General features: G+C 63.3%; 15 protein-coding genes, 2 tRNA genes and 1 riboswitch. Of the genes, 2 read left to right on the forward strand and 15 right to left on the reverse strand.

Annotated features, from left to right (window positions below; translation table 11 throughout):
• Position 1: 1 nt before the first annotated feature.
• Together J7E82_RS08395 and J7E82_RS08400 are read right to left on the reverse strand one after the other, a co-directional pair.
• Positions 2-1,357, reverse strand: coding sequence for an extracellular solute-binding protein (locus J7E82_RS08395; protein WP_214862169.1), 1,356 nt, complete (start codon positions 1,355-1,357; stop codon positions 2-4).
• A 6-nt stretch (positions 1,358-1,363) separates the two neighbouring features.
• On the reverse strand, positions 1,364-2,617 hold the full coding sequence (locus J7E82_RS08400; protein WP_308113712.1) for an ROK family transcriptional regulator: 1,254 nt from the start codon (positions 2,615-2,617) through the stop codon (positions 1,364-1,366).
• Positions 2,618-2,810: 193 nt separating this feature from the next.
• Between J7E82_RS08400 and J7E82_RS08405 the strand changes: the two genes are divergently transcribed.
• Positions 2,811-3,698: an aminoglycoside phosphotransferase family protein gene (locus J7E82_RS08405; protein WP_214862170.1), complete on the forward strand. Its 888-nt coding sequence runs from the start codon at positions 2,811-2,813 to the stop codon at positions 3,696-3,698.
• Between the two features lie 59 nt (positions 3,699-3,757).
• Entirely contained in the window at positions 3,758-4,288 is a 531-nt protein-coding gene (locus J7E82_RS08410; RefSeq protein ID WP_214862171.1) for a dihydrofolate reductase family protein, read from the forward strand.
• Positions 4,289-4,306: 18 nt separating this feature from the next.
• Here J7E82_RS08410 and J7E82_RS08415 read toward each other — a convergent pair whose 3' ends face one another.
• The 13 genes from J7E82_RS08415 to thiD all read right to left on the reverse strand — a co-directional run bounded on the left by J7E82_RS08415 (position 4,307) and on the right by thiD (position 15,425).
• A complete protein-coding gene (locus tag J7E82_RS08415) occupies positions 4,307-5,455 on the reverse strand; it encodes a methyltransferase (protein WP_214862172.1) in 1,149 nt (382 codons plus the stop codon).
• 87 nt (positions 5,456-5,542) lie between these two features.
• Positions 5,543-5,618, reverse strand: a tRNA-Ala gene (locus J7E82_RS08420).
• Positions 5,619-5,747: 129 nt separating this feature from the next.
• Positions 5,748-5,823 (reverse strand) — tRNA-Ala (locus J7E82_RS08425).
• 138 nt (positions 5,824-5,961) lie between these two features.
• Positions 5,962-6,363, reverse strand: a complete 402-nt coding sequence (gene rsfS / locus J7E82_RS08430) for a ribosome silencing factor (protein WP_214862173.1) — start codon at positions 6,361-6,363, stop codon at positions 5,962-5,964.
• Between the two features lie 49 nt (positions 6,364-6,412).
• Positions 6,413-7,702, reverse strand: coding sequence for a hypothetical protein (locus tag J7E82_RS08435; protein WP_214862174.1), 1,290 nt, complete (start codon positions 7,700-7,702; stop codon positions 6,413-6,415).
• Positions 7,703-7,709: 7 nt separating this feature from the next.
• Positions 7,710-8,384 (reverse strand): nicotinate-nucleotide adenylyltransferase, encoded by a 675-nt coding sequence (gene nadD / locus J7E82_RS08440; RefSeq protein WP_214862262.1) that lies wholly within the window; start codon positions 8,382-8,384, stop codon positions 7,710-7,712.
• Between the two features lies 1 nt (position 8,385).
• On the reverse strand, positions 8,386-8,622 hold the full coding sequence (locus tag J7E82_RS08445; protein WP_214862175.1) for a hypothetical protein: 237 nt from the start codon (positions 8,620-8,622) through the stop codon (positions 8,386-8,388).
• Between the two features lie 79 nt (positions 8,623-8,701).
• Entirely contained in the window at positions 8,702-10,069 is a 1,368-nt protein-coding gene (locus tag J7E82_RS08450) for a glutamate-5-semialdehyde dehydrogenase (protein WP_214862176.1), read from the reverse strand.
• On the reverse strand, positions 10,066-11,229 hold the full coding sequence (gene proB, locus J7E82_RS08455; RefSeq protein ID WP_214862177.1) for a glutamate 5-kinase: 1,164 nt from the start codon (positions 11,227-11,229) through the stop codon (positions 10,066-10,068). The genes J7E82_RS08450 and proB overlap by 4 nt, the downstream gene beginning before the upstream one ends.
• Positions 11,230-11,245: 16 nt before the next feature.
• The gene (gene obgE / locus J7E82_RS08460; RefSeq protein ID WP_214862178.1) at positions 11,246-12,835 is read right to left on the reverse strand and encodes a GTPase ObgE; all 1,590 of its coding nucleotides are present in this window, start codon (positions 12,833-12,835) and stop codon (positions 11,246-11,248) included.
• A gap of 115 nt (positions 12,836-12,950) precedes the next feature.
• A complete protein-coding gene (rpmA, locus tag J7E82_RS08465; protein WP_070347479.1) occupies positions 12,951-13,214 on the reverse strand; it encodes a 50S ribosomal protein L27 in 264 nt (87 codons plus the stop codon).
• Positions 13,215-13,274: 60 nt separating this feature from the next.
• Positions 13,275-13,583: a 50S ribosomal protein L21 gene (gene rplU, locus J7E82_RS08470; protein WP_214862263.1), complete on the reverse strand. Its 309-nt coding sequence runs from the start codon at positions 13,581-13,583 to the stop codon at positions 13,275-13,277.
• A gap of 354 nt (positions 13,584-13,937) precedes the next feature.
• A complete protein-coding gene (gene thiD / locus J7E82_RS08475; protein WP_214862264.1) occupies positions 13,938-15,425 on the reverse strand; it encodes a bifunctional hydroxymethylpyrimidine kinase/phosphomethylpyrimidine kinase in 1,488 nt (495 codons plus the stop codon).
• Positions 15,426-15,448: 23 nt separating this feature from the next.
• A riboswitch (TPP riboswitch) is annotated at positions 15,449-15,545 on the reverse strand.
• Positions 15,546-15,736: the final 191 nt, after the last annotated feature.

Below are 15,736 nucleotides of genomic sequence, written 5' to 3' on the forward strand. Positions count from 1 at the left end.
ATCACTTTTGGATGACCTTGTCGTCACCCACGATTTCCCTGACCGTCTGGTCGTATACGGCACCTGCCTCGTCGGGGCTTTGCTTGCCGGTGATCACTGACTCGGTTGCGACCTGCACGGCCGTTGAGATCCTCGGATAGTCGGCTGTGGCAGGTCGGTAGTGGGTTACGTCCACGAGCTCGGAGACTTCCTTGATAAAGGGGTTGGCGGACTGATAGGCGGGATCGGCGGCGACGTCCGCCCGCACCGCAATCTGCGAGCTGTTGATATCGAAGGCGAGGGCGTTTTTCTTGTTCAGGGCCGTGGTCAGGAACTTGAAGGCGAGGTCAGGTTCGGCAGTGCCGGCACCGACCGCAAGGGTCCATCCACCGGACATGCTGACGCCGCCGGGCTCCTGGCCGTTCTGCGTCGGGAAGCGGGCTACCCCCATCTCGGTTGCATAACCCGGCCACTCGTAGGAACCGCCCGCCTGCCAGAACGACGGCGCGTAGGAGCCTTCAACGGTGGCGCCCATCTTGCCTTGGGGCAGCCATTCGCCGAACACCTTTTTCCAGACGTTGGCATCCAGCGCCTCTGCGGGCGTCACGGCGAGGCCCTCATCATAGAGGGTTTTGAGGAAGGTGAGGGAGTCCGTGAACCCCTGGGAACCGACCACCCACTTCCTGTCCTTCTCGTCATAGAGGGCGGCGCCTGTGCCATACAGGAGCTCATAGAAGCTCTGCATGACGGTTCCTTCGCCGGTGCCTTTGCCTGCGTACATGTTGAAGGGGACCACTGAGGGGTCGTTTGCCTTGATCTTCCGTGCTGTATCAAGGATCTCCTGCCACGTGCGCGGCTGCCACGGTACAGGGATGCCGGCCTTCTGCAGCACCGTCTTGTTGTACCAGATGGCCCGGGTGTCGGTTCCCAGGGGCACCGCGTAAATACCGCCGTCGTCCGCGCGGCCGGCTGCCTTGGCGCCCTCGCTGAACTGCTTCCAGTCCTCCCATTTCTGGAGGTGCTCATCCAGCTTGAGCAGGTAACCGGCCTCGACGTCAGCGCGCACCTTGAAGGTGTCCTCGTAGAATACGTCCGGCGCGGTCTCGGGCGAGCGCTGCGCGAGCGCGAGTTTGGTGCCGTAGTCGTCGTCGTTCGCCTGAATCGGCTCCAGCTCCACAGTGATGCCGCTGTTAGCAGCCTCAAACTCGCCCTTCGCGTCCTTGAGCACGTTTTCAAGGGCGACGAAGGAATCGGTCTTCTGGTACATGACCGTCAGGGTTCGGGCTTGAGGTTCGCCGGGACCGGGAGAACATGCGGCCGTGGCCACAACCATCAGGGCGGCTACTGCGATTGCCGATAACCGGGGGCGTAAGTTCATGGAGGTTTAGCCTTCCAGGAGAAGGCGCTGGGCCCTCGGTGCCAATGTGTGCTCGAGTACAAGGCAGGCGGCACCGACGGCACCGACGTCCTCGCCGACGCCGGTTCCCACCACCTCGATGCCGTGGATCTTCCGTGCCGCGCTGTTTTCCATCAGCAGGTCCGGAATTCTGTCGAGATAACGTTCCGCCAGACGTCCCCAGAATGGTCCGCCGAACACCACCCGCTCGACGTCGAGCGTGTTGGCAACAACGGCCACCGCCCGGGAAACCAGGACTGCGGACCTGTCAATAATTTCAATCGCACGCCTGTTGCCGGCGTCGGCAGCATCGCACAGCATGGCGAAGCTCTCCTGAACGGCAGGACCGTTGGCATCCTGGCGGGTGTCTTCAATGACCCCTTGATCCTCGGCCTCGGCCACGAGGACCTGGGGAATGCAGGACGACTTCACGCAGCCGCGAAGCCCGCAGTCACAAGCAGGTCCGGCAGGGTCGACGATGATGTGGCCAATCTCGCCGGCGTTTCCCGAGGTGCCACGAAACACCTCGTCGTTGAGGACAATGCCGCAACCTATGCCGGTACCCATATACATGAAGATGAAGCTGCCCGTCCCGCTGGGGCCGCCGGCCCAGGTCTCGGCCACGGCAGCACTGGTAACGTCCTTGTCCACCAGGGTATCCAGCCCGGTCGCCTGGGCCAGGGCGTCACGGAGCCGGACGCGATGCCAGCCCATGAGCAGTGGCGGATCGACTACGATTCCTTCGTCCACGTCGATCGGTCCCGGGGCGGCGACCCCGAGTCCTGCGATCTTCGTGGGATCGACTTCCGAATCGTCGATAAGCTTCCGGATTTCGGCCGCGATAGTGTCAATGACGCCGGACGGGTTACTGCCCCCGGGCGTCTTGATACGGGCATGCTTGACGACGTCTCCCACAAGGTCGAGCAGCACGAGAGTGATGACTGCGGGGTCGAGGTGCACGCCGACCGCATACATTCCGGACCGATTGAGCCGGAGAATGGTGCGGGGCTTACCGGGGCCGCTGCCTTCCTTGCCGGCCTCGACGATCAGGTTCTGGTCAAGCAGGCGCCTGGAGATGTTGGAGATGGTCTGTGGCGAAAGACCGACGATCTGGGCCAGTTCGACCCTGCTGAGACCGCCTGACGACCTCCTGATGGCATCGAGAATCACGGTGAGGTTGAAGTCACCCATGCGGGGCAGATTGGTTCCGCGCCTCGGAGTCGGCTGCCGGATCTCAGTCACGGAATCCCCTAAAAAATCATTCGATGTGCGGTTGGGTCACAAGCTGTGTCTGCATCGTACGATACCTGTACCTATCCCGGAACAGTTACACCATCCCAAGCGCATCAACGGCGCGCCTACCGGCCTCCCTGACCGGGAAGGCGAGCTCTTACCGACGTAGTGGAGGAATGCGCAAGTTGTGGAGGAATGCGCAATGGCCCTGATGCCCGCGGCGGGGATCGACGTCACTCATGCGCTGGTCCGGCGCCTGCTCGAGGAGCAGCGGCCGGATCTTGCAAACCTGCCCCTGACGAGGATTGCGAATGGCTGGGACAACGTCATCTTCCGGCTTGGCCCCGCCTATGCGGTGCGGCTGCCTCGGCGCAGTGAGGCGGTCGAACTGATCGTCAAGGAGCAGGCCTACCTTCCCGGATATGAACGGCGGTCCCCTGTGCCCATTCCCGGGCTGGTTTTCAGTGGGCGGCCGTCCCGCGACTACCCCTGGCCCTGGAGCATTGTCCGCTGGCTTGAGGGCGAGCAGGCCTCCGTTCTTCCCGCACCCTTCCGCGCTCGATCGGCTGAAGCGCTGGCCGCCTTCCTGAAAGGCATTCAGGTTCCGGCGCCCGGGAACGCCCCGATCAATCCTTTCCGGGGCGTGCCCCTGTCTCACCGGAATGACGACATTCTGCAGCGGCTTGAGGACGGACGCCGCTACGGGCAGGCCCGCCAGCTTCGAAGGCTCTGGTCACAGGCCCTCGCCGTGCGCCCGTGGTCGCAGGCCCCACTCTGGATCCATGGCGATCTCCACGCGGCCAATATCCTGATCGGCAATGAGGGTACCCTTGCCGGCGTCATCGATTTTGGCGACCTCGGCGCCGGGGATCCCGCCGTCGACCTTGCGGCAGCGTGGCTGGTGTTCGACGCCGAAGGCAGGCGGCGATTCGTCTTCGCGATGGGCGCCGACGTCGACGCCGAAACCTGGGAACGTGCCCGGGGCTGGGCCCTTGTGCTGGCAAGCGCCATGGTGAGCAACTCCGACGACAATTCGATGATGCTCGCCTGCGGGCACTTTGCCTTGGATCAAGTGCTGGGAACCGACTAGCTGGAGCAGGAACTGCGCGACCTTGACCGTGCTGCCGGGCGTGGATAGCGTCTGCCTTCATGGGCATCGTTTTCGGCGGAATGGCAGCCAGCCTCGATGGATACATCCGTTCTGAGACCGGAGATCTATCGTGGCTGAACGATGCAATGGCAAAGGATGAGGACTACGGCTTTGAAGCGATGAGCCGCAGGACCGGAGCGTACGTCATGGGCGCCAATACCTACCGCGAGGTAGCCGGAATGGGCGGTATGGGCTCCCAGGTTATGACCCACGTTGCCACCCATGACCCAACCATGACCACGACAGGGAATACCAGGCTGTTCTCAGGAGACCTGAGAGATTTGGTTGCCGGGATCAAGTCCACCATTCCCGAAGACAAGGATATTTGTGTGTATGGCGGAGCCCAGCTGGTTACTGAATTCATCGAGTTGGGGTTGCTGGATGAATTGGGCATTTCCGTCGTGCCGGTTCTCCTCGGCGGCGGAGTTCCCTTCGTCGGCAGGATCAGCCGATGGACGAAGGTTGAGCTCCTGGAGTGTAGGCCGTTCCCGTCCGGCATTATCCTGCTTAATTACAGGCTGAAGCGTTAATTACAGGCTGAAGCGGCACTAGCGTCTGCGGCTGCGCACCACAGTGAACTTGGGGTTGCGGCCCTCGATCTTGCTGGGACCAACCAGCCGCTCAAGGGCGGGCAGGTATTGCAGATGGTTGTTGTAGACGGTCCAGAGCTCCCCGTCCGAGGCAAGTACTCGCGCTGCGGCCTCAAACATCCGAAGCGCTGCTCCCGCATGCACGCTTGCCCCTAAATGGAACGGCGGATTCAGCAGGATGAGCTTCGCGCTTCCGGCCGCGAAAGTGGACATGGCATCGTCGTGGACCACCCTGATTCTGTCGGCCAGCCCGTTGGCAGCGGCAGTTGCCCGAGCGGAAGCCACAGCCGCGGCAGACTGGTCCGTTGCGGTGATGCGGGAACCCTGGTGACTCCTGGCGTACATGGTGGCGAGGATGCCCGTGCCGCAGCCAAGGTCCACTGCCTCTGCAACCGCTGGCATCCTGTCGATGAACTCCAGCAGGAAGCGGGTGCCGATGTCGAGCCGGGTTCCGGCAAAGACTGCGCCATGGGAGCACACGGTAAGTCCCAGTTCGCTATTGTCCTGCGATACGGGGAAAGGCGGCGCTGCCACCGGCACCTGCGGCATGGAGGCAAGGAGCACCCGGGACTTCCGCTGCGCGAGTTGAGGCTGGACAGTCCCGAAGTAGCGTGCCAGCACCTCATTCATACCCAGGGACATGTGCTTCACGCGGCCGCCTGCTAGCAACACGGCGCTTGGACGGATGTAGCGTGCGACGGCGTCCCCAACCTCGTCCAGTTCGGCAAGGGACTTCGGCAGCTGCAGCAGCACCAGGTCCGCGCCGGAGAGGAGCGATTCGCCAAGTTCGTGATGTTCAAATCGCCCGGCAAGGCCTGCGGCGGAGGCATTTCGAGCCAATGCAAGCCGACCCGAATAAAGGTCCTGGAAAACCCTGACGCGTCCGACGCCGAGGCCGACCAGGCTGCCAAGTGTCAGCGCCCCATAACGGTCTCCGACGACGGCGACCTGGCTGTCCGCGCTGAGGCCGAGGCCGGCGGCCGTCTCCAGCAGGAGGCGGTCAGTGGCGTCGTGCGCCTCGAGGTTGGCTGCCTCGACGTCGGGAAACCTGCGAAGCCGGCCAAAGAGGCCGTCCAGGTCCAAAGGGTGCGTGTCCAGGCGTGGCATCGAAACTGAAGGCCTTCCTTTCGGGAAGCAAAATAGCCCCGGACTCTTGTCCAGGGCTATTTATCGTTTCCAGGGCTACTTTTCGTTTGGTGGAGCTGAGGGGACTCGAACCCCTGACCCCCTGCATGCCATGCAGGTGCGCTACCAGCTGCGCCACAGCCCCAAACTCTGCGCCCGCCGGTTCTTCCGAACCAGCCGAAGCAACTTGTCCATCCTAAACCACAACAGTGTGAGATGCGAAATCGTGGCCGGGAAACAAAAACACCCTGGCCCGAAGACCAGGGTGTTCGTTTGGTGGAGCTGAGGGGACTCGAACCCCTGACCCCCTGCATGCCATGCAGGTGCGCTACCAGCTGCGCCACAGCCCCATATTCGCGTTGCCCGAAAACCAAAACCAACGGCTCAGGGAGCCTTGGTTTGTTCCGGTTTCCTCCGGGCAACTCAAATATCTCAGAACAGCGATTCGGAAAATTCCAAATCGGGCATATTCAGTTTTGCGCGCCAGGCTATTCGGTTTCTCCGGCGGATTTCGATATAACGGAGGGGTCGTTGCCAAGCTCCATGTCCACCACGGGACAGTCCTTCCAGAGGCGCTCAAGGGCATAGAACACCCGGTCCTCGGCATGCTGGACGTGGATCACGACATCGGCATAGTCCAGGAGGACCCAACGGCCTTCGGATCGTCCTTCGCGGCGAACAGGACGACGATCCTGCTTGAGCAGTTCCTCTTCGATCCCGTCCACGATTGCATTGACCTGGCGCTCGGTGGGGGCCGAAGCGATGAGGAAGATATCGGTGAGCGCCAGGCGGTCGCTGACGTCCAGGGCCACGATGTCCTCTGCGATTTTGTCCGCCGCAGCGCGCGCAGCGTGGCGAGCGATGGCGATGGAAGATTCTGTTGCAGTCACGAGACTCCTTGTCGGTGGCTGATGCCGTAGAGCGGTCCAGCCGGAATGGTCAGCGGGAAAGTCCGCTGATGATCATGATGACGCCTGCGATGAGGGCCACAATTCCCAAGGCAAGTACGCCCAGTTGGAGGAGGCGGAACCTCTGTGCTCTGCCCAGGCCCGCTGTTGCGGCGTCGAGGGGTTCCAGCCCGTAGGCGGAACGCGCCGCAACCCGGGGCGGCTCAACCTGTTCCCCGGAGGTTGCAGCGACAAACGCGGCAGGTGTCGCCGGTTTCTGGTTGGCACCCGCGGTGCGGGCACTTGATGCCGCCTTCGCTGCGGCCTCTGCACGTGCAAGAACACCTGCCCTGCCTGATCCCGTCCCCGAGCCGTCCCTTCCGGGCCGCGACGGGGAGGCCTTCGAAGGCTTCTCGGGAGCGAGCTTTCGGGCCGGAGACGTTGTAACAGGGACAAAGCTGGTGGTGGGCGGCTTCATGACGGGCCGGTCAACGCCGGGTATCTTGACGAACTCAAGGGGCGTAACCATTGCCAGATTGCTGGCTGCCGTGGGGTCGACTTTAGGGGTTGCTGAACGGTTGTTTTGTTCCGCCAGTTTCTGCTTGGCGAGGGCCCGCTTGTTCAGGACTGCCGCGCGTTCGGCGAGGGCAATCTGCTCGGCCAGGATTTCCGGATCGACGGCCTCCGGATCATTCGCCGCGATGTGTTCCATCTTGGCCAGTTGATTTTGTGCCTGTGCAGCGATGAGCTCGCGGGCAGCCAGCGCTTGCTCCACAGTCATCCCGGCAGGGGCGGATTTCTGAGCAGGGGCGGATTTCTGAGCAGGGGCGGATTTCTGAGCCGGAGTCGCCGTCCGGGACGGCTCGGCAATCTGCGGAGGAGTTGCCGGAGCGTCGGGGACGGATTGCCTGGAAGTTCCCGGGCCGGCTGTGACGCGAACGCCGCCGTCGATCACGGGGATCATCGAGGTGGACGGCGCTACTTCCTCCTTAAGCTGTTGCAGCCGGAGTTGACGACGCGTGGGCGGTCCACCGCCGGCCAACTGCTCTTCCTTGTCCGCAAGCTCCTTGATGGCGCGCAAGGCAGCCCGGTCACGGGCGCGGATCTGGGAAGACCGCTCAGCACTGGTCTGCGACGGAACGGCATCTATCGGCACATCTGCAGCGCGGCGGGTCCTCGGCCTGACAGGCTCTCCGGCCTTGGCGGGGACGTGCGGCTGAACTGCAGGTGCCTGACGGTTTGGTTCACCGGGATTCGTGCCCGGCAGTTGCTGCTCCAGGCCTTCGCCCCGGGCCCGGCGCAGTTCGCGCCGGCTGCGTATCGGTTGCTGTTCCTGACTCATTCGAAACTCATTCAGTACGTGCTCGGTCGTCTGACGGTAAGGGGGCTGGTATTTGCTCCCCCGGTTCGGGCTGCCCTGCGTACAATCCGTATTTGGCGATGTACTGCACCACTCCATCCGGAACGAGGTACCACACAGGATTCCCGTCTTCGACCCGGGTGCGGCAGTCCGTTGAAGAAATAGCCATCGCCGGAACTTCCAGGAGGCTGACATCGTCCCGGCCCATGTCATCCAGCTCATGACCCGGCCGCGTTACCCCCACAAAATGCGCAAGGGACCACAGCTCGTCCACGTCCTTCCAGGACAGGATCTGGGCCAGGGCATCGGCGCCAGTGATGAAGAAAAGATCAGCTTCCGGCCGCAGCATGCGCAGGTCCCGAAGGGTGTCAATGGTGTAGGTCGGCCCGGGCCGGTCAACGTCAACCCGACTGACGGTGAACCTAGGGTTCGATGCCGTGGCGATGACCGTCATAAGGTACCGGTGTTCCGGTTCGCTGACCTTCTTGCTGGATTTCTGCCAGGGCTGCCCAGTAGGGACGAAGACAACCTCGTCCAGCTTGAACTTGGCCGCCACTTCACTGGCGGCAACCAAGTGGCCGTGATGGATGGGGTCGAATGTTCCACCCATCACGCCCAGACGGAGCCGCCGGGCAGCCCCGTTCTGCGGTTGCCTGGTGAAAATCTTAGTGGCCGTGGTCGTGCTTGTTCGGGTGCTGGCGGTGCGGATCGGCGTGCTCGTCGACGGCCTCGTGACGCTTGCCGAGGTTGGTGTAGGAAAGCGTGACGAACATCAGGAGCAGCAGAAGCGCGAACATCACAATGCCGAAAACCCAGGGCTCAGCCCACAGCGGCGCGAGTTCCTCGTGCCCGCCTTCGCCCACTTGCGCGGCAATGGATGTGGCGATCTGCTGAAACTGCATTTTCTCCCCTATGACTGGAAAAGGATATCGACGGCGGATCACCCGCCGTTCCGGACTTCTGTTCTATGTTACAGCGTTGTCAGCTGCGGACTTGGCCCTCGCCCTGCACGATCCACTTGGTGGTGGTCAGCTCGGTGAGACCCATCGGACCGCGGGCATGCAGCTTCTGGGTCGAGATTCCCACCTCTGCGCCGAGGCCGAGTTCGCCGCCGTCAGTGAAGCGCGTGGACGCATTGACGATGACTGCTGCGGAATCCACTTCGGCAATGAACTGCTCGGCATGGGCAAGGTTGTTCGTCAGGATGGCCTCGGTGTGCCCAGTGGACCACGTCCGGATGTGCTGGACAGCTTCCTCCAGATCGTCCACCATGCCAACTGCGAGGTCCAGGTCCATGTATTCCGTAGCCCAGTCGTACTCCGTAGCAGGGACTGTCTCGACCTTGCCCTCGAGTGCTTCCCGGACGCGGTCGTCGGCGTGCAACGTCACACCGGCGGAGCGCAGCGCCGCAGCAACAGCCGGCAGCACTGTGGAGCCGGAATGGACCAGCAGCGTTTCCACGGTGTTGCACACACTGGGCCGCTGGGTCTTGGCGTTGAGGAGGATTTCGACGGCCATCTCTTCATCGGCGGATTCGTCGATGAAGATGTGCACGTTGCCTTCACCTGTTTCGATCACAGGCACTGACGAGTTGTTGACGACGGTCTGGATCAGTTCGCGGCCACCGCGGGGAATAAGCACGTCAACCCGTCCACGGGCGCGCATGAGGACATTTGCCCCCTCGCGGCCATACTGGTCCACAGTCTGGACGGCGTCGGCCGGAAGGCCTGCATCCTCAAGGACTTCACGAATGATCCGGACCAGCGTTTCGTTGGTGTTCGCGGCAGCGCTGCCACCGCGCAGAATGACCGCGTTACCGCTCTTCAGGGCAAGGCCTGCGATATCCACCGTCACGTTGGGACGAGCCTCGTAGATGGCAGCCACAACTCCCATGGGCACGTTGACCTGGCGCAGGCGAAGGCCGTTGGGCAGCGTCTGCCCGCGCACCACGTTTCCAACGGGATCGGGAAGGCCTGCCAGGTTTTCGAGCGCGGCGACCAGGGCGTCGATGCGAGCGGGGGTGAGGGTCAGGCGGTCCAGCAGGGCGGCGGAGGTCCCGTTCTCCCTGCCGGCCTGCACGTCCTTCTCATTGGCGGCGAGGATTTGGCTCTTTTGCTCCACCAGGGCAGCACCGATGGCGTGCAGTGCCCGGTCCTTCCACGCGCGATTGGCCTGGGCCATGCGACGGGCAGCCTTGCGCGAACGATCCGCAATGCTGTTCACTGCGGCCTCAACCTGGACCTCCGACAATGGGGATTTCCCGGCCTCGGGAGTCTCCGGAGCCTGAACGGCGTCGGACATCACGGAGTCGGAAATCACAGCAGTATCGGGGGTAAGGGCCTCAGTCATTCTCCAAGTTTAGTGGAGCGGCGGGACTGAACCAGCACAAGATCGTCAACATGAACAACTTCACGCTCATATCCGCGGCCGAGCGACCTGCCCAGTTCCTTGGTGGACCGGCCCAGCATGCGCGGTAGCTCCTCAGCGGAGTAGTTGACAAGTCCGCGGGCTACGACGGTTCCGTCCGTGGACACCATCTCCACCGGATCGCCTGCCTCGAACTCCCCGTCAACGCCGGAGACGCCTGCGGGCAGCAACGAAGTATGCCGGTCACGCACTGCCTTGACTGCACCATCGTCGAGCACCAGGCGACCGCGTACTGACGCCAGGTGGGCCAGCCACAGGAGCCGTACCGGCTTGCGGTTGCCGTTCACCTCGAACCAGGTGCCGACGTCCTCGCCCGCCAAGGCTGCCGCCGCGTTCGCCGTCGACGTTACCAGGGCGTGGATGCCCGAACCGGCGGCAATCGTTGCGGCCTCCACCTTCGTCATCATGCCGCCCGTGCCAACGCCGGCTTTCCCGGTCCTGCCGATCGACACGCCTTCCAGGTCCTGCGGTCCAGTGACCAGCGGGATCCTCTTGGCACCATGCGACGGCGGCCCGTCGTAGAGCGCGTCCACGTCAGAGAGCAGGACCAGGGCATCCGCCCGGACCAGGTGGGCCACCAGCGCGGCCAGGCGGTCGTTGTCCCCGAAGCGGATCTCATGCGTTGCCACGGTGTCGTTTTCATTGACTACGGGCACCACGCCGAGGTTCAGAAGACGGTCGAGGGCGCGGAAGGCGTTGGTGTGTTGGGTACGGCGCATGAGGTCATCGGCTGTGAGCAGCACCTGGCTGACGGTCACGCCATGGGCTGCGAAGGCCTGCGTGTAGCGGGCCATCAGGAGCCCCTGGCCAACACTGGCCGCGGCCTGCTGGGTGGCAAGGTCCTTGGGCCGCTTGGCCAGGCCCAGAGGGGCGAGGCCGGCGGCGATCGCGCCCGAGGACACGAGGATGATCTCCGTGCCGGCGTTGTGCTTGTCCGAAAGAGCGTTGACCAGGGTTGTCAACGACTTCTCCGAGATGCCGCCCTTGATGCTGGTAAGGGACGACGAACCCACTTTCACCACGATCCGGCTGGCCGTCGCCAGGGCGTTCCGCGGAGGCACCGCCGGTGCCTCATCCGTCATGGTGATCCCTTGAGCGCTACTGGTCATCGTCGACGTCCAGTCCGCTCTCCTTCACGGGCTGAGCTGCTCGACGACGGCTGACGGATTCCGTCCAAACTCCAGCCTTGCGCTCGGCTTCGAGCTCGGCACGCGCGGCGGCCTTGGCGTCCCGGCGCTCCAGCTGCTCTTCACGCTTCTGGGAACGAGTCGGGCGTTCGCCGATGTCCGCTACGCGGATATCCGTCCCTCGCGGCGTGGCGAGCAGTTCAGCGCCAGCCATCATGGTGGGCTCCCAGTCGAAGACAACGCCGTCCTCTTCGCCGATCACCACAGTGTCGCCGGGCTTGGCGCCCATCTTGAACAGTTCGGTTTCGATGCCCAGCTTGGCGAGGCGATCTGCGAGGTAGCCGATAGCTTCCTCGTTGGTGAAGTCCGTCTGCTTGACCCAGCGCACGGGCTTCTCGCCCAGGACGCGGAAGAGCGGCTCGAGGTTCTTCTCCTCGCGGCGGATCCGGAACCCGGTTTCATTGACGGCACGGGGCCTGATAACGGGCGGGGCAACCTTGGGCGGAGCGGCGGCTACGGCCTCGCGGGCCGCCTTGACGATTTCAGCCATGGCAAAGCCCAACTGCCGCAGGCCCTCATGACTCGTGGCCGAGACTTCGAAGACACGATAGCCGCGTGATTCAAGCCCAGGGCGAACGAATTCGGCCATGTCCCGGCCGTCGGGCAGGTCTACCTTGTTCAGGGCCACCAGCTTGGGCCGCTCGTTGAGGGGTACGACTTCGCCGTCCACGCCGGCGTAGCTCATATCGACGGCGTACTTCTCAAGCTCCGCTTCGATGATGGCAAGGTCCGACAGCGGATCGCGGTCCGATTCGAGGGTGCCGCAGTCCAGGACGTGGACCAGGGCCGCGCAGCGTTCAACGTGCCGCAAGAAGTTCTGTCCCAGTCCCTTGCCCTCGCTGGCGCCTTCAATCAGTCCGGGAACGTCGGCGATCGTGAAGCGGACGTCACCGGCCTGCACTACTCCAAGGTTCGGGATGAGCGTGGTGAAGGGATAGTCCGCGATCTTGGGACGGGCAGCGGACATGGCGGCGATGAGGCTCGACTTGCCGGCTGACGGGAACCCGACCAGTGCGATGTCCGCAATGGACTTCAGCTCCAGGACGATGTCCCGGGAATCGCCCTCAATTCCGAGCAGCGCGAAGCCCGGGGCCTTGCGCTTCTGCGAGGCAAGGGAGGCGTTGCCCAGGCCGCCCTGTCCGCCTGCAGCGGCCACGAATTCGGTGCCCTCCCCCACGAGGTCGGCAAGCACTTCACCGTCCTTGGTCTTCACCACGGTGCCATCCGGGACGGGGAGGATCAGGGTTTCGCCGTTCTTGCCGGCGCGCCAGTCGCCCATGCCGGGTCCGCCGTTGCTGGCACGGCGGTGCGGGGCATGGTGGTAGTCGAGCAGGGTTGTGGTCTGGTAATCCACACGCAGGATTACGTCCCCGCCGTTGCCGCCGTTGCCGCCGTCGGGTCCGCCTAGCGGCTTGAACTTCTCGCGCTTTACAGAGACACAGCCATGGCCGCCGGTACCGCCGGATACGTGCAGGACTACCCGGTCTACGAAGCTCGCCACGTGATTCTCCTCTGTGTGTGACCTGGCGCCCCTGGGCGCCCGAGTCGATTGTAATGCTGTTAAAAGAACGGTGGAGCGGGCCGTTTGGCCCGCTCCACCGGTTCAGAACGTTTTGTTACTCTGCAGCTGCAGCAGCAACGATGTTCACGACGCGACGGCCGCGGCGAGTACCAAACTCAACCGCACCTGCCTGCAGGGCGAACAGGGTGTCGTCGCCGCCGCGGCCTACGCCGGCGCCCGGGTGGAAGTGGGTGCCACGCTGGCGGACGATGATCTCGCCTGCGGAAACTACCTGACCGCCGAAGCGCTTTACGCCGAGGCGCTGTGCGTTGGAGTCACGACCGTTGCGAGTGGAGCTCGCGCCTTTTTTGTGTGCCATGTGAAATGCCTGCCTTCAATAAATTCTAGGGAAACTGAAAACCTGAACAGCAACCGGAGGTTACTTGATACCGGTGATCTTGACCTTGGTCAGTTCCTGACGGTGACCCTGGCGCTTCTTGTAGCCGGTCTTGTTCTTGAACTTCTGGATGACGATCTTCGGACCACGCAGGTCTTCGAGGATCTCAGCCGTAACCTTTACCTTTGCCAGGTCCGCAGCGGCGGACGTGACAGAGTCACCGTCAACCAAAAGCAGCGCGGGCAGCTCGATGGTGCTGCCGGCTCCACCGGGGACGCGGTTCAGGGTAACGAAGTCTCCAACGGAAACCTTCTCTTGGCGGCCGCCGGCGCGGACAATCGCGTACACCACTTGGGAACTCACTTCTCTCGACGTCTATTACAAATTTTGCGTGCGGAACCTTGAACCGGAATTGGTTGGGTTCACGCTGTGCCTCAACGCCGTGGACTCCAGAGCGGAGTCCGTGAGCCATCCCATGAATAATTCCAAGTGAACAATTCCAAGGGGCATAACCCAAGTGTTGGCGTAAGCACCGAAGATCTAGATTACGCTAGTTTGGCCTCCGGCTGCAAATGAGGCCGGCCCCGCGGCGGCTGCGTGATACGCACCACTGCCTGGCTTTGCGCCGTCCGGAACCGTGCCCATACAGCCTACCCTCTCCGCCGACGCGGGCGTGGACTGCTGCTCCGACACGCCGGAAACGGCTCAGGCGTGCAGCCTGGGAGCATCGAAAAACTCCACCTCATAACGGCACGACTGCCTGAACGCTTCGACCATGCTGGTGCGTTCAGCGGGAGAGGCATTCATTGCCGCGGCATCGGTGAGACGCACGGCCTGGCGGGTAGCCTGGGCAAATTCCTCGTCGGCGTAGGTCTTGAGCCAGGCTTCATACGGGTGGTCCGAGGATTCGTCTGCCGCTACGTAGGCTGCGTGCAGGCTCTGGCCCACTTCGGCATAGAGCCAGTAGCAGGGCAGGATGGCGGCGACGAGCACGGCGTAGCTTCCCGAGGCAGAGGCGGCCAGCAGATGGTCGACGTAGGACTTGGTGACCGGGCCCAGCGACACGTCGGCGGTCCGGTTGCTTAGCCAGCTCCTGTGCAGCTCCGACTCCACCTCGAGGCAAACCTGGGAGCCGCGAGCCCAGAAGAGCTGCTCTTCCTCACTGGGCGCCATTGCTCCGGCGCGTGCCAGGACTCGAGAGTAGCCGTTGAGGTACAGGGCATCCTGGGCAAGGTAGTAGGCGAAGTGCTTCTCGGAAAGCTCGCCTGTCTGCAAGTCCTGAATGAAATCCAGGCGGTAAATGGCCTCGAGCTCCGGGAGCGCGGAGGCCCAAAGCTCTGCTGTGAAGTCGCCGGCCTGGACCGCTTGGGACGCGTGGTGGAAGTGATGAATCGGCCCGCTGCCGCGTCCGACCTCGAGGGAGTCCGATAGCTTGAGGGCACCGCGAAGCCATGGTTTTACCTCCCGCAGCGCCGCTTCCCAGTCGCCCAGGCGAACTTGTGCCGTGGCAAGCGCGGACGACATTGAGCAGCCAGTTCCATGGCTGTTCCGGGTATCCACCCTCTCACCCGGCACTTCCACGACATCCTGCCGAAGCAGTCCGCTGGTGTTGACCAGGGCATCCGGACAGTCCGTCCCTTGCAGGTGTCCACCCTTGACCAGGACAGTGTTACCGCATTCCGCCGCGAGGCGCTTGCCTTGGTCCAGGGCGGCGGCCCAGTCCTGGGCCTCGGGTTCGCCAAGAATCATGGCGAGTTCGGGAAGGTTTGGCGTAATGAGGTCGGCAAGGGGCAGCAACTCCTTCAGTGCCGCCTCGGCTGAATCACGCAGGAGCCGGTCCCCGCTGGTCGCCACCATGACAGGGTCCAGGACGACGACGGCGGGGCGTGCCTTTTCCAGCCAGCGCCGGACCTCGCCGATCACGGCAGCATCCCCAAGCATGCCGATCTTGACGGCGTCGATGGCAATGTCGTCCGAGATGGCATCCAGCTGTTCCCGAAGGAACTCCACAGGCGGGACATGGACTGACCGGACACCCTGGGTGTTCTGTGCCGTCAAAGCTGTGATGGCTGCCATGCCATAACCGCCCTGGGCCGCGATGCTCTTCAGGTCCGCCTGGATGCCGGCCCCGCCGGACGGGTCCGAACCCGCGATGCTCAACACCCGTGGGGTCTGGCGCCCCGGAGCGGACATAGGCAGGGTGCTGGAAAAGGACGATATAGCCACGAAGACATCCCTTCGCCGGTGCTAGCCGGACAGGTTCAACGGGTCTCATCTCAGCCGGCACTGTGCGCGGCACCCCGTGTCAGATTCCAGCGTAACCTGAGCCGTGTTCGTGGCCTGAATATGGCGTGGGCTCCACCAGCTCCGGTGATCAGGCAAAAGTGAACCAGGCAAAAGTGACCAGGCAAAAAGTGACCAGGCAAAAAGCGAGATGCCCCGACCAGCTTCCACCAGGGAAGCGGCCGGGGCATAAGAGCACCGGGGCATTAGAGCAGGACTGT

This window comes from Arthrobacter sp. ISL-30 (genome assembly GCF_018613855.1).
Lineage (GTDB): Bacteria > Actinomycetota > Actinomycetes > Actinomycetales > Micrococcaceae > Arthrobacter.